General features: G+C 71.9%; 22 protein-coding genes. 15 read left to right on the top strand and 7 right to left on the bottom strand.

Translation table 11 applies throughout. The annotated features are described in order from the left end of the window. The first annotated feature begins 77 nt into the window (after positions 1-77). The 3 genes from ACZYRU_RS09350 (at position 78) to ACZYRU_RS09340 (ending at position 2,524) form a co-directional block, all read left to right on the top strand. Positions 78-704, top strand: a complete 627-nt coding sequence (locus ACZYRU_RS09350) for a TetR family transcriptional regulator (RefSeq protein ID WP_488956812.1) — start codon at positions 78-80, stop codon at positions 702-704. 79 nt (positions 705-783) lie between these two features. Continuing rightward, entirely contained in the window at positions 784-1,386 is a 603-nt protein-coding gene (locus tag ACZYRU_RS09345) for a hypothetical protein (RefSeq protein WP_488956811.1), read from the top strand. 70 nt (positions 1,387-1,456) lie between these two features. Beyond that, positions 1,457-2,524 (top strand): hypothetical protein, encoded by a 1,068-nt coding sequence (locus tag ACZYRU_RS09340; RefSeq protein WP_488956810.1) that lies wholly within the window; start codon positions 1,457-1,459, stop codon positions 2,522-2,524. Between the two features lie 88 nt (positions 2,525-2,612). On the opposite strand, the gene ACZYRU_RS09335 is transcribed toward ACZYRU_RS09340, so the two are convergent. The 4 genes from ACZYRU_RS09335 to ACZYRU_RS09320 all read right to left on the bottom strand — a co-directional run bounded on the left by ACZYRU_RS09335 (position 2,613) and on the right by ACZYRU_RS09320 (position 6,932). Further along, positions 2,613-4,097 carry a DHA2 family efflux MFS transporter permease subunit gene (locus tag ACZYRU_RS09335; RefSeq protein ID WP_488956809.1) on the bottom strand — a complete coding sequence of 495 codons (1,485 nt, stop codon included), beginning with the start codon at positions 4,095-4,097 and terminating at the stop codon, positions 2,613-2,615. Positions 4,098-4,332: 235 nt separating this feature from the next. After that, positions 4,333-5,307 carry a zinc-binding dehydrogenase gene (locus ACZYRU_RS09330; protein ID WP_488956808.1) on the bottom strand — a complete coding sequence of 325 codons (975 nt, stop codon included), beginning with the start codon at positions 5,305-5,307 and terminating at the stop codon, positions 4,333-4,335. A gap of 55 nt (positions 5,308-5,362) precedes the next feature. After that, entirely contained in the window at positions 5,363-6,556 is a 1,194-nt protein-coding gene (locus tag ACZYRU_RS09325; RefSeq protein ID WP_488956807.1) for an NAD(P)-dependent malic enzyme, read from the bottom strand. Between the two features lie 52 nt (positions 6,557-6,608). Continuing rightward, a complete protein-coding gene (locus tag ACZYRU_RS09320) occupies positions 6,609-6,932 on the bottom strand; it encodes a S24 family peptidase (RefSeq protein ID WP_488956806.1) in 324 nt (107 codons plus the stop codon). Between the two features lie 58 nt (positions 6,933-6,990). On the opposite strand from ACZYRU_RS09320, the gene sodN reads away from it, so the two are divergent. From sodN to ACZYRU_RS09285, 7 genes are all read left to right on the top strand, one after another. Continuing rightward, complete coding sequence (gene sodN, locus ACZYRU_RS09315) at positions 6,991-7,404, top strand: superoxide dismutase, Ni (protein ID WP_488956805.1); 414 nt, start codon at positions 6,991-6,993, stop codon at positions 7,402-7,404. Positions 7,405-7,617: 213 nt separating this feature from the next. Then, positions 7,618-8,463 carry a hypothetical protein gene (locus ACZYRU_RS09310; RefSeq protein WP_488956804.1) on the top strand — a complete coding sequence of 282 codons (846 nt, stop codon included), beginning with the start codon at positions 7,618-7,620 and terminating at the stop codon, positions 8,461-8,463. 206 nt (positions 8,464-8,669) lie between these two features. After that, entirely contained in the window at positions 8,670-9,230 is a 561-nt protein-coding gene (locus tag ACZYRU_RS09305) for a hypothetical protein (protein ID WP_488956803.1), read from the top strand. A gap of 176 nt (positions 9,231-9,406) precedes the next feature. Further along, entirely contained in the window at positions 9,407-9,967 is a 561-nt protein-coding gene (locus ACZYRU_RS09300) for a hypothetical protein (RefSeq protein ID WP_488956802.1), read from the top strand. A gap of 100 nt (positions 9,968-10,067) precedes the next feature. Further along, entirely contained in the window at positions 10,068-10,490 is a 423-nt protein-coding gene (locus tag ACZYRU_RS09295; RefSeq protein WP_488956801.1) for an ATP-binding protein, read from the top strand. Further along, positions 10,487-11,302 carry an RNA polymerase sigma factor SigF gene (locus ACZYRU_RS09290; RefSeq protein WP_488956800.1) on the top strand — a complete coding sequence of 272 codons (816 nt, stop codon included), beginning with the start codon at positions 10,487-10,489 and terminating at the stop codon, positions 11,300-11,302. The genes ACZYRU_RS09295 and ACZYRU_RS09290 overlap by 4 nt, the downstream gene beginning before the upstream one ends. Positions 11,303-11,451: 149 nt before the next feature. Further along, positions 11,452-12,228, top strand: a complete 777-nt coding sequence (locus ACZYRU_RS09285) for a hypothetical protein (protein WP_488956799.1) — start codon at positions 11,452-11,454, stop codon at positions 12,226-12,228. Between the two features lie 62 nt (positions 12,229-12,290). Here ACZYRU_RS09285 and ACZYRU_RS09280 read toward each other — a convergent pair whose 3' ends face one another. Beyond that, on the bottom strand, positions 12,291-12,692 hold the full coding sequence (locus ACZYRU_RS09280; RefSeq protein WP_488956798.1) for a hypothetical protein: 402 nt from the start codon (positions 12,690-12,692) through the stop codon (positions 12,291-12,293). 186 nt (positions 12,693-12,878) lie between these two features. Here ACZYRU_RS09280 and ACZYRU_RS09275 point away from each other — a divergent pair, with 186 nt between their 5' ends. Beyond that, a complete protein-coding gene (locus tag ACZYRU_RS09275) occupies positions 12,879-13,133 on the top strand; it encodes a WhiB family transcriptional regulator (protein ID WP_038678054.1) in 255 nt (84 codons plus the stop codon). Between the two features lie 23 nt (positions 13,134-13,156). Here ACZYRU_RS09275 and ACZYRU_RS09270 read toward each other — a convergent pair whose 3' ends face one another. Next, complete coding sequence (locus ACZYRU_RS09270; RefSeq protein ID WP_488956797.1) at positions 13,157-14,635, bottom strand: sensor histidine kinase; 1,479 nt, start codon at positions 14,633-14,635, stop codon at positions 13,157-13,159. Positions 14,636-14,746: 111 nt separating this feature from the next. On the opposite strand from ACZYRU_RS09270, the gene ACZYRU_RS09265 reads away from it, so the two are divergent. From ACZYRU_RS09265 to ACZYRU_RS09255, 3 genes are read left to right on the top strand one after another with little or no spacing between them, the layout of a single operon-like run. Further along, positions 14,747-15,604, top strand: a complete 858-nt coding sequence (locus tag ACZYRU_RS09265) for a DUF2785 domain-containing protein (RefSeq protein ID WP_179726695.1) — start codon at positions 14,747-14,749, stop codon at positions 15,602-15,604. 40 nt (positions 15,605-15,644) lie between these two features. Next, entirely contained in the window at positions 15,645-17,327 is a 1,683-nt protein-coding gene (locus ACZYRU_RS09260) for an acetolactate synthase (RefSeq protein ID WP_488956796.1), read from the top strand. A 34-nt stretch (positions 17,328-17,361) separates the two neighbouring features. Next, positions 17,362-17,727, top strand: coding sequence for a thioesterase family protein (locus ACZYRU_RS09255; protein ID WP_488956795.1), 366 nt, complete (start codon positions 17,362-17,364; stop codon positions 17,725-17,727). Positions 17,728-17,740: 13 nt separating this feature from the next. Here the strand turns inward: ACZYRU_RS09255 and ACZYRU_RS09250 are convergent, their stop codons facing one another. Beyond that, positions 17,741-21,679, bottom strand: coding sequence for a beta strand repeat-containing protein (locus ACZYRU_RS09250; protein WP_488956794.1), 3,939 nt, complete (start codon positions 21,677-21,679; stop codon positions 17,741-17,743). Between the two features lie 172 nt (positions 21,680-21,851). Here ACZYRU_RS09250 and ACZYRU_RS09245 point away from each other — a divergent pair, with 172 nt between their 5' ends. Then, the gene (locus tag ACZYRU_RS09245; RefSeq protein ID WP_370249596.1) at positions 21,852-21,926 is read left to right on the top strand and encodes a 50S ribosomal protein bL37; all 75 of its coding nucleotides are present in this window, start codon (positions 21,852-21,854) and stop codon (positions 21,924-21,926) included. Positions 21,927-22,173 lie beyond the last annotated feature (247 nt).

The following is a 22,173-nucleotide window of genomic DNA, read 5'->3' as shown; positions in this document are numbered from 1 at the left end:
TCGCCCGTCGGCCCAGGGGTGGTCAACGACCCGACCACGTGACAGTGCACACATGTTCACTCACGTAGGATGCGTCCATGGCCCAGACCCGTGTCGAGCAGAAGGAGCGGACCCGCCGCGCCATCCTCGACGCGGCGCTCACGCTGTCCGAGGACTCCGCCCTCGTCGCCCTGTCGCTGCGCCAGGTCGCCAAGGAGGTCGGCATCGTGCCGACCGCGTTCTACCGGCACTTCCCCTCGATCGAGCACCTCGGCCTGGCGCTGGTCGAGGAGTCGCTCGACACCCTGCGCGCGCTGCTGCGCGAGCTGCGGCACACCGCCGGCGAGGACGCCGGGACGATCATCGACGGCTCGGTCGCGGTCCTCGTCGAGCAGGTGCGCCAGGACCACGCCCACTACGGCTTCATCGCCCGGGAGCGGTTCGCCGGGCCGGCCGGGGTGCGCGACGCGATCGCGCGCGGCATCGAGCTCGCCGAGCGCGAGCTGGCCACCGACATCGCCCACCTGCCCGGCACCGACACCTGGACCGAGCGCGACCTCGAGGTGCTCTCCGAGCTGATCGTGGGCTCGATGGTCACCACCGCCGAGCGACTGCTCGGCACCGAGCCGGGCTCGCCCGCCGAGGAGCGGGTCGCCGAGGCCGCGCGCACCCAGCTGCGGATGATGCTGGTCGGGGCCCGCAACTGGCGCTCCCGCAATTCCTGATCCGCCGGTGCAACCCCGCAGGGGTCCCCACTCGTCTATCTCGTGGACCACCCATTCCCCACCAGCCAGGAGAACCTCCATGTCCGTCTCGGGCCGCCGTACCGTCCCCGCCGCCGTCGCTGCCGTCCTCGCCCTCGTCGCCGGCCTGCTCGCGACCTTCCTCGTCGCGCCCCCGTCCTCGGCCGCGACCGACCGGACCCGGGTGGTCGTGAGGGTCGCCGACTGCGAGGGCTGCCAGGTCTTCGTGCAGCAGGGCCTGCGCAACCGCTGGTGGGCGAGCAGGACGCGCACCGTGCAGGACGGCAAGGTCGTGTTCGTCGTCCCGTCGAGCCGGACCCGCGGCATGTCGATCGGCATCACCGGCACCTGGGAGGCCGCGTCGCCGCACCCGTCGGGCTTCCAGGCGATCGTGGCCCTGCGCTACAAGGGCGTCGCGGCCGGCACCACGATCGACCAGGCGAGCGCACAGACCAAGCAGCGCGGCTCGGCCTGCTTCCCCGGCACGAACGCGCACCGCGTCGTCTTCCACGTCACCGCCCGCAAGGTCACCATCGCCGGCAACGGCGGCCCCGCCGACACGACGATGGCCTGGGCCGACCCGCAGGTCCGCACGATGCGCGGCACGATGATGGAGGTCTTCGACGGCGTGGCCGGCGCGCAGGACATCGTGCCCTGCTGGTGAGACTCCTGGCGAGCGTCACGCTCGTCACGTTCGGTGGACGGCCGGTGAGCCCGGCAGGGACCATGGCGCGGTGCCGACCGCGACCGATCTCCTGAGCACCGCCGCCCGCAACGCCTGGGCGATCTCGCCCCTCGGCGACGGCGTCGAGCAGTACGACGGCCTGCCGGCCACCGTGCTCTCCGACGCCCCGCACCGGCGACTCGTGCGCTACGACCGCACCACGACGGCCCGCGCCGCCCGGCCGGTGCTGCTCGTGCCGCCGCTGGCCGTCTCGGCCCGCTGCTTCGACCTGCGCCCCGGGCAGAGCCTGGCCGGCCACCTGCTGGAGGCCGGCCGGGCGACGTACCTCGTCGACTACGGGCGGATCACCTTCGCCGACCGCGGCATGGGCTTCGAGGCCTGGATCGACGACATCCTCCCGACCGCGATCCACGCCGTGCTCGCCGACCACGCCGCCGGCGCGGACGAGGCCGACGGCGTCGACCTGGTCGGCTGGTCGCTCGGCGGCACGATGAGCCTGCTCACCGCCGCCGCCCACCCCGACCTGCCGATCGCGTCGTTGACCGCCTTCGGCACGCCGATCGACTACACGCAGATCCCGGCGGTCCAGCCGCTCGTGGTCGCCGACCGGCTGCTCGGCACCCGTGCCGTCACCGCGCCGACCGCTGCCCTCGGCGGCGTGCCCCGCCACCTGGTGCGGGCCAGCTACCGGGCGATGGCCCCCAAGCGTGAGCTCACCAAGGCCGTGCACCTGGCGAAGAACATCCTCGACACCGAGGCCCTCGCCCGCACCAGCGCCATCGACGACTTCATCGGCGAGATGCCGGGCTACCCGGGCCGCGCGTACCACCAGATCCACACCCGACTGATGGTTCGCAACGAGCTCGCGTCCGGCACCGTTCGGCTCAGCCGCAAGCGCGAGGTCCGGCTGGCCGACGTACGCACCCCCGTGCTCTTCGTCGGCAGCGAGACCGACAACATCGCCGACGGCCCGGCCGTGCGGGCCGGCGCGGACGTCGTCCCCGGTGCCCGGTACGCCGCCGCCGACGGCCTCAGCCACCTCGGCCTGGTCGCCGGCCCCAAGGCTGCCGAGGTCAGCTGGCCGCTCCTCGACGAGTTCCTGGACGCGGCTTCCTGACTTCTTCTGTCGCTTCCTGACGGTTGCAACAGCCAAGAAGCGCAGGGATACCCGCTTCAGCGGGTATCCCTGCGCCTCGGATCAGCGGTCAGTGCCCGCCGTGGGCACCGGCCGGCAGGTTCGACTTCGACGGCAGCAGCAGCGACATCGCGATCACCACGACGCCGATCACCGCACCAGCGAAGAAGGCCCACTGCAGGCCGCCCATGAAGGCGTCGGCCGGCGAGCTGCCCGACTCCGCGAGGTGCTCGGTCCGGTTCGTCATGATCACGACCAGCAGCGCGGTGCCGATCGCACCGGCGACCTGCTGGAGCGTGCCGAGCAGCGAGCTGCCGTGGGAGTACAGCTGCGGCGCCAGGTCACCCAGGCCGATCGTGAAGACCGGCGTGAAGATGGTGGCCAGGCTGGCCATCAGCGCGACGTGCAGCGCCACGAGCAGGGCGTACGGCGTGTCGACGCCGATCCGGCTCAGCGCGAACAGCAGTGCGACCATCACGACCGAGCCGGGGATGACCAGCGGCCGGGCACCGATCCGGTCGAAGGCCTTGCCGACCTGCGGGCCGAGCAGGCCCATGGTCAGGCCACCGGGCATGACCAGCAGGCCGGTCTCCAGCTCGCTGAGACCACGCAGGTTCTGCAGGTAGAGCGGCAGCAGGAGCATCGAGCCGAGGAACGCCATGAAGCCGGCCGACATCAGGATCAGCGACACCGTGAAGTTGCGGACCTTCAGGGTGCGCAGGTCCATCAGGGGGCGGTCCGAGCGCTGCAGGAACAGCTGGTAGACCGCGAACGCGGCGATCAGCACGACACCAGTGCCGATGAGCAGGGCAGGCTCGGTCCACTTGGCGTTGCCGACCTTGCTCAGGCCGTAGACGAAGGTGCTGAAGCCACCGGCGGCCAGCACCACGCTGAGCCAGCTGATCGGGCTGCGGTTGGTCTCGCCGACGTTCTCGAGCTGCTTGAAGCCGAAGAAGCCGACCAGGACGGCGATCGGGAGGACGACCGCGAAGATCAGCCGCCACGAGCCGAAGTGGAGCAGCACACCGGACACGGCCGGGCCGAGCGCCGGGGCGCAGGACATCGCGAGGGTGACCTGGCCCATCACACGGCCGCGGTCCTCGGCGGCGACGACCGTCATCAGGGTGGTCATCAGCAGCGGCATCATGACCGCCGTACCGCCGGCCTGGACGACCCGACCGACGAGCAGCACGCCGAAGGTCGGCGCGAGCGCGGCGATGAGCGTGCCGATGCTGAAGGTGATCATCGCGGTGGCGTACGCCGTGCGCGTGGTCACCCGCTGCAGGAACCAGCCCGTCACCGGGATGACCGCCGCCATGGTCAACATGAACACCGTGAGCGACCACTGGGCGGTGGTCTCGGTGATCTTGAAGTCGGTCATCAACCGCGGCACCGCGTTGACGAGGGTCGTCTCGTTGAGGATCACGACGAAGGTCGCCGCGACCAGGAGCTTGATGACGAGCGGAGTTCGCCCCGGGGTGGCCGAGGCACTCGTGAACTCCTGCTCCAACGCGGCGATGTCGCCGGTCTCAGCGGGTCCGGAGGGCGCAGTCATGACAGGTCCTATCGGTTGGTGGCAGGGTCTGGCGGTGGCCGACCCCGTGACGCCGGACGGTTCGGGCTGGCCGTCGCTTCACAAGTACGACGAACCAGCCGTCACCAGATCGACATGGCGAACCGAGGAAATTCATCGGCCGCCCCATCGGGCGCTGACAGGAGTCAATCGTCCAGCACCGACAGTCATTCCCGCCACTGGTTAAAAAGGGCTCACCAGAGCCCTGCGGACCGCGTCAGCGGGTGAAGACGACCTTCCCGAAGACGTCGCCGCTGGCCATCGCCGCGAACCCGTCGCGGGCCTCGGTCATCGGCAGCACCCGGTCGATGACGGGACGCACGCCGGTGGCGTCGAGCATCGTGACCAGGCTCGCCAGCTCGTCGCGGGTGCCCATCGTCGAGCCGATCACCGACAGCTGGAGGAAGAAGATCCGGGTCAGCTCGGCGTCGTCGAGGTTCGGGCCCGACGTCGTACCGGAGATGACGATCCTGCCGCCCGGCCGCAGCGCCCGGATGGAGTGCGACCAGGTCGCGCGGCCGACGGTCTCCATGACGGCGTCGACCTTGGCGGGCAGCCGGGCGCCGGACTCGAACACCTCGTGCGCACCGAGCTCGAGCGCCTTGGCCCGCTTGGCCTCGTCGCGGCTGGTCGCCAGCACCCGCAGGCCGCCGGCCCGCGCCAGCGCGATCAGCGCGGTCGCGACGCCACCGCCCGCGCCCTGCACCAGCACGGTGTCGCCCGCCTTGAGCCCGCCCTGCGTGAACAGCATCCGGTACGCCGTCAGCCAGGCCGTCGGCAGGCAGGCCGCCTCCTCGAAGGACAGGGACGCGGGCTTCGGCACGACGTTGCGCCGCGGCACGATCACCTTGTCCGCGAAGGTGCCCTGGTGCCGCTCCGAGAGCAGCGACCGGCGCGGGTCGAACGTCTCGTCCCCGGACCAGTCGGGGTCGGAGACGACGGCGTGCACGACGACCTCGTTGCCGTCCTCGTCGTACCCGGCCGCGTCGCAGCCCAGGATCATCGGCAGCGACTCGGCCTTCAGCCCGACACCGCGCAGCGACCAGAGGTCGTGGTGGTTGAGCGAGGCCGCCTTGACGCTCACCGTGGTCCAGCCGTCGGGCGCGACCGGGTCGGGTCGCTCCCCCACGACGAGGCCCTTCAGCGGGTCGTCGGACGAGCTGGCGAAGGAGTCGGCGTAGACGGCGAACATGAGGCCCGACCCTACCGAGCCCGGCCGCAGGCCGGGCCCCTCGTCCGAGGGTGGGTCAGATACGTGCGACGCCGTCGCGACGGGCCGCCTCGGCCACAGCGGCAGCCACGGCCGGCCCGACCCGCGGGTCGAACGGCGACGGGATGACCAGGTCCTCGGACAGGTCGTCGCCCACCAGCGCGGCGAGCGCGTCGGCGGCGGCGACCTTCATGCCCTCGGTGATCGAGCTGGCGTGGACGTCGAACGCTCCCCGGAAGATGCCCGGGAAGGCCAGCACGTTGTTGATCTGGTTGGGGAAGTCCGAGCGACCCGTGGCGACGACCCGCGCGTGGCGGTGCGCCACGTCGGGGTGCACCTCCGGGTTCGGGTTGGCCATCGCGAAGATGATCGCGTCGTCGGCCATGGTGGCCACGACCTCCTCGGGCACGGTGCCGCCGGAGACGCCGATGTAGACGTCGGCGCCGTCGAACGCGTCGGCGAGCGTGCCGCGGCGACCGCACTGGTCGGCGGTGAGCTCGGCGAGCGCCTTCTTGGCCGAGGTCAGGTCGGTGCGGTCGGAACTGACGACGCCCTTGCGGTCGGTGACCGCGATGTCCTTGATGCCGGCGGCGAGCAGGATCTTCGCGATCGCGACGCCCGCGGCACCGGCACCGGAGATGACCACGCGGGTCGCCTCCGGGGTGCGGCCGGTCAGCTTGAGCGCGTTGACCAGGGCGGCCAGGGTCACGACGGCGGTGCCGTGCTGGTCGTCGTGGAAGACGGGGATGTCGAGGGCCTCCTTGAGGCGGTCCTCGATCTCGAAGCAGCGCGGGGCCGAGATGTCCTCGAGGTTGATGCCGCCGAAGCTCGGCGCGAGCCGGACGACCGTCTCGATGATCTCCTCGACGTCGGTGGTCGCCAGGCAGATCGGGATGCCGTCGACGCCGCCGAACTGCTTGAACAGGACGGCCTTGCCCTCCATCACCGGCATCGCGGCGGCGGGGCCGATGTCGCCGAGGCCGAGCACGGCGGTGCCGTCGGTGACGATCGCGACGGTGTTGGGGACCCAGGTGTAGTACCGGGTCAGCTCCGGGTCGGCGGCGATCGCCTCGCACACCTCGGCGACGCCGGGGGTGTACGCCAGCGAGAGCTGGTCGCGGGTGCTGACATCGGCCGTGGGTACGGTCGCCATCTTCCCGCCGAGGTGCAGATCGAAGACCGGCTCACCCGCGCGCGGGTGGGAGGGAAGAACGTCATCAGCCACGATCATCCATCCTTTCACACCGTCCGGCCGCACAGCGGACGTGTCCGGATGGGACAGGTCACAGGAAGCGGGGCCACGGCCACACCCGGATCCGTACGACGCCCGCGACGTCCGCGTCCGGCACGACACCGCGGTGCCGCGAGTCCACGCCTGCCTCGGCATTGTCGCTGAGCAGCCACCACCCGCTCCCCCGGCGCTCGGCGACCCGCTTCACCGCGAGGGTCCCGTCGGCGAAGCGCGCGACGACGACGCGACCGGGGCGCACGCGTGCGCCGTACAGGACGAGGAGGCGCTCGCCGGGCCGCAACGCGGGACGCATCGAGTCACCGTGGACGACCGCGATGCCGAGCCTGCGCCGACCTCCCGTTGCCGCGCGTTCCATGACGAGTAGTGTCGCAGCCAGCAAGTACCTGCCCGCCTGAACCTCTGAGAGGACCGACATGTTCTCCCGTATCGCCCGGGCCTTCCTGGCCCCCACCGTCGACGTCTCCGCCCACTGCGACCTGCCGTGCGGTGTCTACGACCCCGCCCAGGCCCGCATCGAGGCCGAGTCCATCAAGGCCGTCATCGCCAAGGCGCTCGACAGCGACGACCCGGACTTCCGCACCCGCGCCATCCTGATCAAGGAGCAGCGCTCGGAGCTCGTCAAGCACCACCTCTGGGTGCTGTGGACCGACTACTTCAAGCCCCCGCACTTCGAGGCCTACCCGCAGCTGCACACCCTGGTCAACGAGGCCACCAAGCTGGCCGGCGCCACCGGCACCAAGGGCACCCTCGACCCGGCCAAGGCCGACGAGCTGCTCGCGAAGATCGACGAGATCGCCGAGATCTTCTGGGCGACCAAGAAGGCCTGATCCGAACGGACTAGTCCTTCCGGGCCACAGTGCCCAGGCCACACGGGCCGCACGTCCATTTCGGGCGTGCGGTCCGTGTTTTTGGTCCCGAAGACCGGCCGGGTCCCTAAGCGTGACGGCGAGTCAGGCAAGTCGTTGTCTGCACCGAAATCACCAACCGACCAGGGAGCACAGGGTCGGGGGGACCCACACCATCCGGAGGGAGAAGCCGCGATGCATCGCGCCCTTTTCAAGATGTTCATCGGCCTGGCGGTTGCGCTCGGTCTGACCTTCACCACGGCGTCCGTCGCCTCGGCCACGCCGGCCGCCGAGGCCGCACCGGCCGCGGCTGCAGCGCAGCTCGCGAGCTGTCCTGCTGAGGGCGCTGCGCTGACCAAGGCGTACAACAACTACGCCGCGGCCAACGCGTACGTCGCCGCTGCCGACGCCAAGGTCAAGAAGCTCAAGAAGAAGCTCAAGAAGGCCAAGAAGCACCACGCGCCGGCCAAGAAGATCACGAAGCTCAAGAAGAAGCTCAAGAAGGCGAAGAAGGCGAAGCGTGCCGGCATCGCCTACCGCAACCAGACCGTGACGGCCTACAACGGCGCGTACTCGGCGTACGCCACCTGCCAGGGTCGCCCGGCCGCCATCCCGCCGGCCACGCCCGAGCTGCCCATCCAGGCGCTCTGCGACGCGGTGCCGCAGCTGCAGCAGCTCTGCGACCTGTTCCCGACCGTGCTGGACCCGCTGATGAGCACCTTCAACCAGCTCTGCTCCTCGGCCCCGGCCGAGCTCAAGAGCCTGTGCGACGCCTTCAACGCCGGCCTGTCCGACCCGACTGGCCTCGTCAACATCCTCAAGGCCACGCTGACCAACCTCGGCCTCGGCACTCTGGTCGACGCCCTGGCGCCGGTCCTCGACGCGCTGGACTCGGTCCTCGACCTGCTGGCCGGCGGCCTGCCCAGCCTTCCGGGTCTGCCGGCCGGCGGCCTGCCGAGCCTGCCCGGTCTGCCGGGCCTGCCGACGGGCGGCGGCAACCCGCTGTGCTCGCTCGGCCTCCCGCTTCCGGGACTGTGCTGATCGAACCCAGCTGAACCAGCAGTGAGCAGGACCCCGGGACGGACGTCCCGGGGTCCTGTGCGTTCGGGGCTCCGGAACACCCACCAAGGGGTCACCACGATGCCTTAGGGTGACCCGCGAGCCGGGCATCCCAAGCGTCCGGCGTCCGCGACCGGTCGTCGGGGAGGGAACCTGCGGCGGCCGGCCACACCAAGGGAGAGACCGGCATGCATCGTGCCCTGTTGAAGATGATCCTCGGCGTCGCCGTCGCACTCGGCCTGACGCTGGCCGCAGCCCCGGTGGCGCCGGCCGCCACCGCCGCCCCGGCCGTCGTCGAGCGCGCGCCGAGCTGCACCGTCCAGTACGCCGCCGCCCAGGGTGCGTACAACACCTACGCCGCCGCGAACGCCAAGGCAGCCAAGCTGGCGAAGAAGGTGAAGAAGGCCAAGAAGAAGGCCGCGAAGGCGCACGGCACCACGGCCGTCCAGCTGAAGAAGAAGCTCAAGAAGCTGAAGAAGCGCAAGCGCGCGGCGCGGGCGTTCCTGGCCCAGGCCACCACCGCGGCGACCGCCACCGGCGCGGCGTACACCACCTGCCAGCGGGGCCTGGGCACCGTCATCCCGAGCCAGGTGCCGGCCGGCACCAGCCCGCTCGACTTCCTCGGCGAGATCCTCGACGCGCTCGGCGTCGGCCTGCTGGTCGACCTGCTCGGACTCGACACCGTCATCGACATGCTGGGCCTGCGCCCGCTGCTCGAGGGTCTCGGCCTGGGCGCGATCCTGGACTGACCACGTCGCGCACGGGGCCCCGGGACGCAACCGCGTCTCGGGGCCCCCTTGCATGGGGCTTCACCAAAATGCCCTAGGGTGACCGCCGAGCCGGGCATCCCATGCGCCCGGCCGACTCTCGGCCGCCGCCATGGGGGGCGTGCGGCAGCCGACTTCACCTGAGGGAGAAAACCGGCATGAATCGTGCCCTGTTCAAGCTGATCCTCGGCCTCGCCGTGGCGCTCGGTCTCACGCTGTCCGCCGCTCCGGTGGCCTCGGCTGCGCCGTCGGCCCCGGCCGAGCGCGCCGTCAGCTGCACCGTCCAGCAGACCGCCGCCAAGGGAGCCCAGGCGAACTACGCCAACGCGGACGCCAAGGTCGCCAAGCTGAAGCACAAGATCACCAAGCTCAAGAAGAAGATCAAGAAGGCCAAGCGCCACCACCAGCGCGCGAAGGTCGTGAAGCTGCAGAAGAAGCTGTCGAACAAGCGGGCCAAGATCCGCCAGGCCCGCATCTTCCGCGCCAAGGCCGCCACGGTCGCCACCGCCACGAGCGCCGCGTTCACGGCCTGCCAGCAGGGCCAGATCTCGCCGATCGTGATCCCGGACAACGCGAACCTGCTCGACCACGTCGGCGACCTGCTCGCCAACATCGGGCTCGGCGACCTGGTCCGGAAGCTGGGTCTCGACGCCGTGCTCGACCTGCTCGACCAGCTGGGCCTGCTCGACCTGCTCGGCCTCGGCGCCCTGCGCGGCTGACCGCAGCACCACCGTCCGACGGCCGCGTCCTCCGGGGCGCGGCCGTTGGCGTAGGGTCGTTCCCGACCTGGTTCCCCCACGCCTACCCGGAGGATGCGGCATGTCGGAGACGAGCAGCCCTGCTGTCGGCGGTACGACGGCCGCCGGCCGACCGGACGAGGTCGAGCTGCGCCTCCCGGCCGACGGCGCCTACGCCTCGGTCCTGCGCACGCTGACCGCCGGGCTCGCCGCGCGCCTCGACTTCACCATGGACGACATCGAGGACCTGCGCATCGCCGTCTCCGAGGCCGCCGCGATGGTGCTCGACGAGGCCGACGCAGGCGCCGTCCTCGACTGCCGATTCCAGCTCGGCGCCAGCGAGCTGGAGTTGACCATCGCCGCGGACGCCCAGTCCCCCACTGCTCCCGACTACGAGAGCTTCGGCTGGCAGGTCCTCGCGACCCTCGCCGACGAGGCTGCGATCGACGCCGTCGCCGGACGCTACTCCGTCCGCCTCCTCGTGCGGTCGTCGCTGGCGTCATGACCACCGACCTGTCTCGGGGTGGCGGCGGGCGCGGGCCGACCAACATCGAGGTGACGCGCCGGCGCAGCGCGGAGCTGTTCGTCGTACTCCGCGACGAGGACGCCTCCCGGGCCGAGCGCGACGGCGCCCGCGACTCCCTCGTCCGCCTGCACCTCCCCCTCGTCGAGCACTGCGCTCGCCGCTTCCGCAACCGGGGCGAGCCCTACGAGGACCTGGTCCAGGTCGGCACCATCGGCCTGATCAAGTCCGTCGACCGCTTCGACACCGAGCGTGGGGTCGAGTTCTCGACCTACGCGACGCCGACCATCATCGGCGAGATCAAGCGCTACTTCCGCGACAAGGGCTGGGCGATCCGGGTGCCACGACGGCTCCAGGAACTGCGCATGCAGATCAGCGCGAGCACCGCCGAGCTCACCCAGTCCCTGGGCCGCTCGCCGACGCCGCGCGAGCTCGCCGAGGCGATCGGCTGCTCCGTCGAGGAGATCGTCGAAGGTCTCGAGTCGAGCAACGCCTACTCCACGCTGTCCCTGGACGCCACCGACGACGACTCCGACGGTGGCAGCGGCCAGAGCATGCTCGACGCGATGGGCGTCGACGACGAGGCGCTCGAGCACGTCGAGATCCGCGAGTCGGTCAAGCCGCTGCTGGAGAACCTCCCGCCGCGGGAGAAGAAGATCCTGCTGCTGCGCTTCTTCAAGAACATGACCCAGTCCCAGATCGCCGAGGAGATCGGCGTCTCGCAGATGCACGTCTCCCGGCTGCTCAGCCGGACCCTGGCCCAGCTGCGCGACTCGCTCGAGTCCGAGGCCTGAGCCACCTCTGAGCAAGCCTTCGGGAAATCGACGCACGGGCGACGTTTACCTCCGGGGACCCCGGGCAGTACCCCCTGCGTCTCATACTTCTTGACCGATCCCAGAGACCTCGTCCAGGACGGGTCGGTCCCTCCCGAAGGAGCTCCTCCATGCGCAGGCTCGTCTCCGCTGGCGTCATCGCGATCACCTCGCTCGCGCTCGCCACGCCCGCTCTGACGTCCACCGCCGCGGCGACCCCCGGCACCGCCGACACCGCCGTGGTTGCGGCGAAGGTCAAGGCCGGCAAGTTCAAGATCAAGAAGTCGGCCGACGGTGTCCAGCCCGGCATCAGCAAGCTGGTGCTCACGTCCAAGGGCCTCACGGGCAAGGGCAAGGTCAAGTACACGATCACCGGCGACAACGGCGCGGTTCTCAAGGGCAAGGCCAAGGTCAAGAAGGGCAAGGCCAAGTACCTCGTCCCGGCCCTCGGCACCGGCCACTACAAGGTGAACGCCAAGTTCAACGGCCGCAAGGGCAAGACCAAGTTCGAGGTCTACGACTCGGCGCTGAGCCTCAACACCACGACCGTGACCTGTGACATCAGCACCCCGACGTCGAGCACCCCGCTGTCCGGCAGCGTTCGCTACAAGGGTGGTCCGGCCACGAGCGGCTACGTCGACTTCTACCAGAACGGCAACGTCGCCGGCGGCAACTCGTCGCCGTCCTTCCTGGGCTTCGAGTCCTTCTCCCCGGCCGGCTCGGGCCAGTTCAACGCCGGCACCGACTTCTGCCGCCAGATCACCCAGGGCCGCCTCCACGGCCTGGCCGGTGGCAACCTCGGCGCCTTCCCGGCGGGCCAGTACGTCTTCCAGGCCTACTACACCAAGGACGCCGGCTACGACGACTACATCTCGTCGAACTACATCACGGTGACCGTGGTCCCCTGATCGCCCACCACGCAACGACGGCCCGGCCCCTCGAGGGACCGGGCCGTCGGCGTTCCCGGGTCCTACTCGTCGTCGCCGGGGTGGCCCTCGAGAGCCGCGACCGTGTCGGGGTGGACGACAGCGGCGACGACGACCAGGGCGAACGCGGCCAGTCCGAGCGCGGCGAGCACGTGCTCGCGCAGGTTCCAGGCGAGACCCAGCACGATCAGCTGGGTGATCAGCACCGGGCCGCGCGCCCAGCCGTGCCGGCGCCACATCGCCAGGGCGGCACCCATCAGCACGACGCCGTACGCCGCGAAGAAGACCGCTGTCGACAGGCCGAACCCGAGCCGCTCCGAGGACACGCTGGCGAACTCCAGGATCGCCAGGACGAGCAGCACCAACGCCTGGACGGTGGCCAGCGAGGCGGCCACCGTCAGGGGCGGAGGTCGGTCGGACGGGTGGTCGAGGGGCCCTTCAGTCACCGCCGCAGCCTAGGCGGTGGGTGTCCAGCATCCGGTTGTGACCCAACGAACCACCGGAATTGCTTGATTCGTGACGCAATCCTTGGAAACCTTGCCGGAGCGATCGTGAAGCCGTTCACTTTTGCGGCATCACGTGTGCCCATTCGAGGGCACCCCCGGTAGTGAAGGAAGAGGGCTTTCCCACCCATGGATTGGCGACACCGTTCCGCATGCCTCGACGAGGATCCGGAGCTGTTCTTCCCGATCGGCAACACCGGCCCTGCGATCCTCCAGATCGAGGAGGCCAAGGCTGTGTGCCGTCGCTGCGACGTGCGCGAGCAGTGTCTCGCCTGGGCGCTCGAGGCGGGGCAGGACCACGGTGTCTGGGGAGGCCTGAGCGAGGACGAGCGCCGCGCGCTCAAGCGCCGCAACGCCCGCGCCCGGGTCCGCACCCCCGTCTGATCGACGCCCGAGCGAGGCCCCGGTCACTCGACGGGGATGCTGAAGCCCGCCCTGGTGCCGCCACCGGGCGCCTGACCGAGCGTCAGGTGCCCGCCGAGCTCCGACTCGACGAGCGTGCGCACGATCGACAGACCGAGGCTGGTCGCCGCGTCCAGGTCGAAGCCCTCCGGTAGTCCGCGGCCGTCGTCCTCGACGGCGACCTCGAGCACGGAACCGTGCCGAGCGGCGTGGATCGCGATCTGGCCGGAGCCGCCGGCGTCGTACCCGTGCTCGGCGGCGTTCTGCATCAGCTCCATGACGACCATGGCCAGCGGCGTCGCGATCTCGGAGGCGAGCACGCCGAAGCTGCCCTCGCGGCGCACGCCGACCTGGGCGGTCGTGGAGCCGACGTCGACGACGAGGCGGGCGAGGCGGTCGGCGATGTCGTCGAACTCGACGTTCTCCTCGACGGCCTGGCTCAACGTCTCGTGGACGATCGCGATCGAGCCGACCCGTCGTACGGCCTCCTCGAGCGCCGAGGCGGCCTCCGGCGACCCGATCCGGCGGGCCTGGAGACGGAGCAGCGCGGCGACGGTCTGCAGGTTGTTCTTCACCCGGTGGTGGATCTCGCGGATCGTGGCGTCCTTGGTGACCAGCTCGCGGTCGCGGCGGCGCAGGTCGGTGACGTCGCGCAGCAGGATGATCGCGCCGATGTGCTCGCCCTTGGGCCGCAGCGGGATCGAGCGCACGATCAGCGCCGCGCCGTCGCCGGGACCGCCGGAGGCGCCGAGCTCGGTGTCGCGGTGCGCGCGGCCGCCGAGGACCGCGCTCAGCGTCTCCTCGTCGGGCCGCTTCTTGGGCGGCACCAGCTCACGGGTCAGGTCGGGCAGGCGGTGGCCGGTGAGGTCGCCGGTCAGCCCGAGCTTGCGGTACGTCGACAGCGCGTTCGGACTGGCGTAGATGACCCGACCTGCCGCGTCGACGCGCAGGAAGCCGTCACCCACCCGCGGCGAGTCGGCGTGGTCGCTGCGCTGGGCGGTCGAGGGGAACAGGCCGGCGGCGATCATCTGGGACAGGTCGGTGGCGGCCTGGAGGTAGTTGATCTCCAGCAGGCTGGGGGTGCGCACGCCGAGCAGGTTGGTGTTGCGGCTGATCACTGCGATCACGTTGCCGGCGCGGCGCACCGGGATCGCCTCGACCCGCACCGGCACGTCGTCGCGCCACTCGGGGTCGCCCTCCCGGGCGATCCGGCCGAGCTCGAAGGCGGCGTCCACGAGCTGGCGGCGGCCGGTCGGCGCGAAGGTGCCGACGACGTCGTCGACGTACGCCGTCGGGCCGGTCGTCGGGCGCATCTGGTCGCCCGCCCAGAACCCCGCCCCACCGCGGTCGGGCAGCCACAGCACGAGGTCGGCGAAGGACAGGTCGGCGATCACCTGCCAGTCGGCCTGGATCAGCTGGAGCCAGGCGATGTCCGCATCGTCGAGGTCGGTGTGACGCCGGGCGATCGCGGACAGGGAGGGCACGGGAACCACTCTAGAGAGCGCCGGGGCGTCGCCACTTAGGGTCCCTTCACATTGTTTGGCAGGATAGGGCACGGGGGATGAAGGCTCGGCGGCTCCGGAGGGTGTGGGTTGATGGTGTCGGTGGACTGGGCGCGCCTCCAGCAGGCCCTCCGCGACGGTGAACGGCGACCGCCTGCCGACCACCCGATCGGCGACCTGACCGCCCAGCTGACGCAGATGCTGGGCGATCCGGACCCGCAGGTGCGCGACGGGATGGCCTACTCCTTCCTGGCGACCTGGATCGAGCACGGTGCGTACGACGACCTGCTGGCCGGACTCGGCGACGGCATGTGCGCGGGGCTCAACAACGGGATCGGCGAGCGCGACACGGACTCGGTCTTCCGGCGCAGCTTCTCGGTGCTGCTGCTGGCCGAGTGCATCCAGCGCGACACCCGGATCCGCCGGCTGCCCCCGAGCAAGGTGCTGCACTGGGGCGACCGGATCGCCGCCTGGTACGTCCGCGAGCGCGACCTGCGCGGGTTCGTGCCCGGCAAGGGCTGGGCACACGCCGCGGCCCACGGCGCCGACGCACTGGCCGCGCTGGCCGCCTCCCGACACTTCGGGATGACCGAGCTGACCGTGCTGCTCGACGTCATCGCGGACCGCGTGCTCAACCCCGACACGCCCCCGCTGGTCCACGGCGAGCCGGACCGGATCGCGCACGCCGTGATGGAGATCCTGCGTCGCGACCGGGTGCCGTTGAGCGTCCTCGAGCCGTGGGTGGTCCGCCTCGAGCAGGGTGCCCGGGCCAAGGCCCGCAGCGGCCGCGACCCCTACCGGGCGACCGGCAACGCGCAGGCGGTGCTGCGGGCCATCTACCTCCAGCTCACCATCTCGCCGCGCCACCCCGCGGTCCGTCCCGACCTGCTGCTCGCGCTGGTCGCCTCGCTGCGCCGCGTGCACCCGTACTTCCTCGACGACGTCGGCTGAGGTGGCTGACCGGGCGCCCGCCGCTGGCTAGGGTGCCCGGGTGACCTCCACTCCCCCGGACGAGACCCCGCTGACCGGCCACGCCGGCGAGATCGCCACCGCCGTCGCGCGCGCCCACGGCGTCGAGACGATGTTCACGCTCTCGGGAGCCCACGTGTTCCCGATGTACGACGGCGCGGTGAAGTCCCAGCAGGACGGCGGCACGCCGGTCCGGCTGGTCGACGTACGCCACGAGCAGACCGCGGCCTTCGCGGCCGAGGCGACCGGCAAGCTGACCCGGGTGCCGGGGCTCGCGGTGCTGACCGCCGGGCCGGGCGTCACCAACGGGGTCAGCGCGATGGCCCAGGCCCGGTTCGCCGGGTCCCCGATGGTCGTGGTCGGCGGCCGGGCGCCCAACAACCGCTGGGGAACGGGAGCGCTGCAGGAGATCGACCACCTGCCGATCGTCGCGCCGGTGACGAAGAACGCCGCCACCCTGATGACGGCGAACGACGTCGCCGCCGGGTTCGACACCGCCTTCACCGAGGCCCGGTCCTCGCACCGCGGGCCGACGTACGTCGACGTACCGATGGACGAGTTCTTCAACGTCGGCACCGGCGCTCCCCCGGTGATCGGGTCCTACCGCGGCGCGGAGCCCGACAGTGACGCCGTGGCGCGGATCGCGGGGCTGATCGCACGGGCGCAGCGGCCGGTGCTGATCCTGGGCACCGACGTGTGGGCCGACCACGCCGAGGAGGCCGCGCTGCGCCTGGTCGAGGAGATGCGACTGCCCGCGATCACCAACGGCATGGGCCGCGGCGTGGTCCCGGGCGGTCACCCGTTGCTGGTCACGAAGGCCCGCGGCGCGGCGATCAACGGCGCCGACCTCGTGGTCGTCGTGGGCACGCCGCTCGACTTCCGGCTCGGCTACGGCGTCTTCGGCGGCAAGGACGGCACCGAGTCGGCCGCCGTCGTGCACATCGCCGACTCCCCCGGCCAGGTGTCCGGCCACGCGACGCTGGCGGCGTCGGTGGGCGGCGACCTGACCACCGTCCTCGACGGCCTGCTGGAGGCGCTGGCGGGCGCGAGCCAGCCGGACCGGTCGGACTGGCTCACCCTGCTCCGGGACACGGTGGCCGCGGCGAGCGCGAAGGACGCCGAGCTGCTCGGCGCCGAGGCCGACCCGGTGCACCCCGCGCGGATCTACGGCGAGCTGGTCCCCCGGCTCGCCGACGACGCCGTGGTGATCGGCGACGGTGGCGACTTCGTCTCCTTCGCCGGCAAGTTCGTCGAGCCGAAGCGGCCCGGATGCTGGCTCGACCCCGGGCCCTACGGCTGCCTCGGCGCCGGCCTCGGCGCGGCGGTCGCCGCCCGGATCGCCCGGCCGTCCTCGCAGGTCGTGCTGCTCCTCGGTGACGGCGCTGCCGGCTTCTCCCTGATGGACGTCGACACCCTGGTGCGCCACGACCTGCCCGTCGTGATGGTGATGGGCAACAACTCCGCATGGGGCCTGGAGAAGGGCCCGATGCAGATGCTCTACGGGTACGACGTCGCGGCCGACCTGGCCCCGCGCACGGCGTACGACCAGGTGGTGTCCGCCCTCGGCGGCGCGGGCGAGACGGTCACCGACCCCCGGCAGATCGGGCCGGCGCTGGACCGGGCGTTCGCCGCGAACGTGCCCTACCTCGTCAACGTGATCACCGACGTCGACGCCGCGTACCCGCGCAGCACGTTCGGCATCTGATGCCGAACGACGACCCACCGAGGAGGCTGACGCCGTGAGGTTCACCGTGACGGAGGCCGACACCGCGCTCGCGGTCGGTTCCGGCAGCCTGCCCGTGCTGGGCACGCCGCGGCTGCTCGCGTGGTGCGAGGCGGCGACCTGCGCCGCCGTCGAGGACGAGCTCGCCGAGGGCGAGACGAGCGTCGGCACCCGGGTCGAGCTCGAGCACCTCGCCGCCACCCCCGTCGGCGGGAGCATCGAGGTCACCGCCCGGCAGGTGTACGCCGACGGCCGGCTGCGCCGCTACGCCGTGTCCGCCCGCGAGGTCGGCCCCGAGGGCCGGCCCGGCAAGCTGGTCGGGTCGGGCGAGGTCACCCGCGTCGTCGTCGACGCCGCGCGCTTCCTCGCCCGCCTGTCCTGATCGACGACCCCGGTCAGGGGGTCGGCACCACCGCGTGCACCGACACCTGGAGCAGGGCGCCGGTCCCCGAGGACGGGAGCCAGCTGGCGGACCCGGCGTACTCGGCGCGGTAGCCGAGTCGCAGTGCGGTGAGCACCGTGCTCACCAGGGTCAGGTTGCAGGTCGCCACGCCGTCGGCGTTGGTGACGGCGCTGCACACCGTCACGTTGGCCGCGCCCTTGAACACGATCGTCTGCCCCGCGAGCGGCTGCGCCGGCAGGCCACCGGTCAGGCGGGCGCGCAGCGTGCCGGTCGCGAGCAGGGCGTTCGTGGTGATGACCGGCTCGGCGACGAGCGTCGTGACACCCTTGGTGACGGTGAGCTGGAAGGTGCGCCGCGCCTTGCTGACCGGGTCGCCGCCGTCGGCGACCTGGATCTCGACCGTCGCGGTCCCGGGGGCGCCGGTCGGCGTACCGCTGATCCGGCCGTCCGTGCCGAGGCTCAGGCCGGCAGGCAGCGATCCGCCCGTCACCGTGAAGGTGTACGGCGCCGCGCCGCCCTCGGCCACCACGAACGCCTCGTAGGCGCTGCCCACCGCGGCCTGCGGGAGGGCCGTGGTCGCGATGCCGACCTTCGGGGCGACCTCGACCACGACCTCGAGGGTGGCGTCGTCGCCGATCCCGTTGGTCGCCGTGATCGTGACCGGGTAGCTGCCGACCGCGCTCTCCGGCGCGGTGCCGTGCAGGGTGGCGGTGCCGTCGCTGTCGACGTCGAAGCTGACGCCCGGGGGCAGGTCGCCGTCGATGCTCAGCGTCGGGGCCGGGTGGCCGCCACCGGTGAAGTCGAAGCTCCCGGAGGCGTCCGCCACGAACCGCACGGCGGCGGGGCCGTCGACGGAGGGGGCCTCCTGGACCACGAGGGTCAGGTGGTCGACGGCGTCGTCGCCGATGCCGTTGACCGCGGTGAGGGTGACGTCGTAGCTGCCGCCCGAGCCGGCGGCCGGCGTACCGGTGATCGCGTCGCCGTCGAGCGCGAGGCCGGCCGGGAGGCCGGTGGCCGTGACGACGGGCGCCGGGAAGCCGCCCGAGGTGACGGGCAGCTCGACCGCGCTGCCGACCCGCACGGTGGCGTCGTCGGCGGAGACCGTGGCGGCCTCCTCGACGGTCAGCGTGAACGGCCACGTGGCGTCGGGACCGGTGCCGTTGCTGCCCGTGACGGTGAGGTGGTGGACACCGCCGGTGCCGGCCGCCGGCGTGCCGGCGAGGATGCCGGTGCCTCCGGAGCCGGGCGTGAAGGTGATCCCGTCCGGCAGGTCGTCGGCGATCGCGAGGGTCGCGGCGGGGTGGCCGCCGGACTGGTGGAACTCGTCGGGGCCGTCGGCCCGGCCGACCCGGTAGGTCAGGCTGGTCGGGCCGGTGAGGACGGGCGCCTGGTGGACCTCGATGGTCACGGTCGCCTGGTCCGCGCCGGCCTCGTTGGTCGCGGTGAGCGTGACCGGGAAGGAGCCGCCGGGCCCGGTCGGAGTGCCGGTGAGGCTCGCCGTGCCGTCGTGGTGGTCGACCAGGCTCAGCCCGGCGGGCAGGGCGCCGGAGGTGATGACCGGGCGCGGGCTGCCCGCGGTCGAGGTCACCAGGACCTGGTCGACGGAGCTGCCGACGGTGAGGTCGAGGGTGGCGGGTACGTCGATCTGCGGGGCCACCTGCGCGGCCTCGACCGCGCCGATGTCGCAGCGGGCACCGGCCCGGCGCGGCTCGCCGCGCTGGTCGACGGCACCCGGGGTGCAGAGCAGGACCGGGTCGCCGGTGACGGCGTTGGTCAGGCCGGTGGTGGCCGACGGGCTGATCGTGTCGAGCAGCGCGCTGCCCGGTCCGGGGACGCGGGTGGCGGTCGGGCCGCCGTGGTCGCCGAGCGGGCCGAGGTCCGTCGTACCCGAGAGAACACCGCAGCCGGTGTCGCCGGCTCCGGCGAGGTTGTTGCCCCCCGAGGTGAGCGCGAGGTTGCAGGCCTTCGGGGTGTTGCCGGCCAGCACCGAGCCGGCGATGCCGACGTCGGTGCCCGCGAAGGTCGCGACCGCACCTGAGCCACCGGCCGCCGCGGAGTTCCCGGTCAGGGTGGAGCCGGTGACGGTCAGCTTGTGGCCGCCGTTGAGCAGCGCGCCCGAGGTCGAGGAGGAGATGTTGTCGGCGATCGTCGAGGTGTCGATCAGCGTCGTGCTCGTCGCGCCGGACGCCGGGGCGTAGGACACGACGGCCGAGCCGCCGTAGGCGTGGTTGCCGCTCAGCGTGCTGCGGCGCACCGTCAGCTCGGCGGTGACCGCGGTCGTCGTACCGCCGCCGGTGTAGATGGCGCCACCGAGGCCGGTGGTGTTGCCGGACGTCCACAGCGCCTGGTTGTCGGCGAGGGTCGAGTCGACGACGGTGGTCCGGCCGGAGCTGAAGACGGCGCCGCCGCCGAGGCTGGTCGCGACGTTGCCGGTCGCGACGACGTGGTCGAGGGTGGCCCGGGCACCGTTGGCGACCACGAGGCCTCCGCCGCCGGCAGCAGTGTTGTCGGCGAGGCGGGTGCCGGTCAGGTTCACGGTGCTGCGGGCGACGGCGACGACGCCACCACCGGCGACCGGGGCGGTGTTGCCCGAGATCACGCTGTCGGTGACGGTGGCGACCGGGGTGTCGGCCGTGCCCGTCGTACCGACGGCCAGGCCGCCGGCCTGGAAGGAGGCGTCGTTGTCGGTGATCGCGGAGTCGCGCACCGTCAGGGTGCCGGCCGACCAGATGCCGGCGCCGCTCTGGGCGGTGTTGGCCGCGACCGTGCTGCCGTTGCGGATCGTGGTCGTGGCGGCTGCGGAGTAGATGCCGCCACCGCCGGTGGGTGCCGTGTTGCCGGTCAGGTCGGTGTCGTCGACGGTGAGCGCGCCCGCAGCGTAGATGCCGCCCCCGTAGTTGACCGTTGCCGTGTTGGCGGCGACGGTGCTGCCGGTGACAGCGAGCTGGTTGCCCGCGTAGATCCCGCCGCCGACCATCGCCGTGTTGCCGCGGAGCTCGGTCCCGGTGATCGTCGCCGGGGCCGCGTTGGCGATCGCGCCGCCGAAGGTCGCGGTGTTGCCGGTGAAGGTGCTGCCGGTGATGGTGGCCGTGGCGGCGCTGTAGATCGCGCCGCCGTAGCCGGTGTTCGCGGTCGGCGCCGCGGTGAGGACGGCGTTGTTGCGGAAGGTCGCGTTGCGCACCGTCAGCGGGCCGGCGCTGGTGACGCCACCGCCGACCGTGATCGAGGAGAAGCCCGCACCGTCGGCCTTGTTGTTCTCGACCGTCACGCCGTCGAGGAGCAGCGAGCCCGGACCGGCGACGTACACCGCTCCGCCCCAGCCGGTCGCGTTGCCGGAGGTCGCGGTCGCCTTGTTCCCGGCGATCCGGCCGCCGTACATCTCGAGGGAGCCGGAGTAGACGTAGGCGCCCGCACCCGCGATGGCGGTGCTGTTGGTGATCGCGACGTCGTAGGCCTTCACGTTCGCGGTGACCACCGGCAACGCGCCGCCCGCGGCGTAGGTGCCGCCGGTCAGGGTCAGGTTGCGCAGCTCGACGTTGCCGCTGGTGTTGACGGCGAGCGCCCACGTCGCCGAACCGGTGCCACCGCCCTGGAACACGACGTTCGGTCCGGTGCCGACGACCTTGACCTGCTTGGTCACGGCCGGGCGGTCGGTGTAGGTGCCGGGCGCCACGTTGACCGTGTCACCGGCGGCGACGCCGGGCTTGGCGAGTACGCCGGTCAGCGTGGCGCAGGGCGTCGCGGCGCTCAGGCAGCTGCCACTGTTGTTGCCGCCGGGCGCGACGAACCACGGCCCGGCGGCGCGGGCGGGCGACGCGGTGAGCACGCTCGCGAGCCCGGTGCCGAGGGCGAGCGTCACCAGCAGCGACGTACGACGACGGCCCGGTCGGGCGGCACGGGGCGCACGGTGGCGCGGAGCAGGAACCGACATGGGTGAGCCTCGCGGGGTGCGGCCGAGATGGGGAGCAGTGCGGCGGAGCGTAGCACCGGGGTGACCCGCCTCACGCCGGAAGTCGAGAACCCGTTCCTGCCCACGTCCGGGGCCGATTTTCGGGACCGGCCGCCCACCTGCGACACTGGACCGATCTATCCGAGGAGGAACCATGGGCAAGACCGGCCGCAAGCGCCGCGCGCGCCGCAAGAAGGGCGCGAACCACGGCAAGCGCCCCAACAGCTGAGCGCACGCATTCGCCGAACCCCCGACCGCAAGGTACGGGGGTTCGACGCTTTTTCACCGCCCCGCGGCGGTGCGAGCTTGCGAGCACCGGCGCGGACCAGGCGGGGAGGTCGAGTAGCGCCGCGACCGAGGAACGAGGTCGCGACGCGCGTATCGACACCAGGCGAGGCGTCTCGATACGCCGCTCGCTGGCGCTCGCAGCTACTCGACGAACGCAGGGGCGAGGCGTCTCGATACGCCGCTCGCTG

This window comes from Nocardioides sp. F233, assembly GCF_057813895.1.
This window is presented reverse-complemented; position numbering and strand designations above follow the sequence as displayed.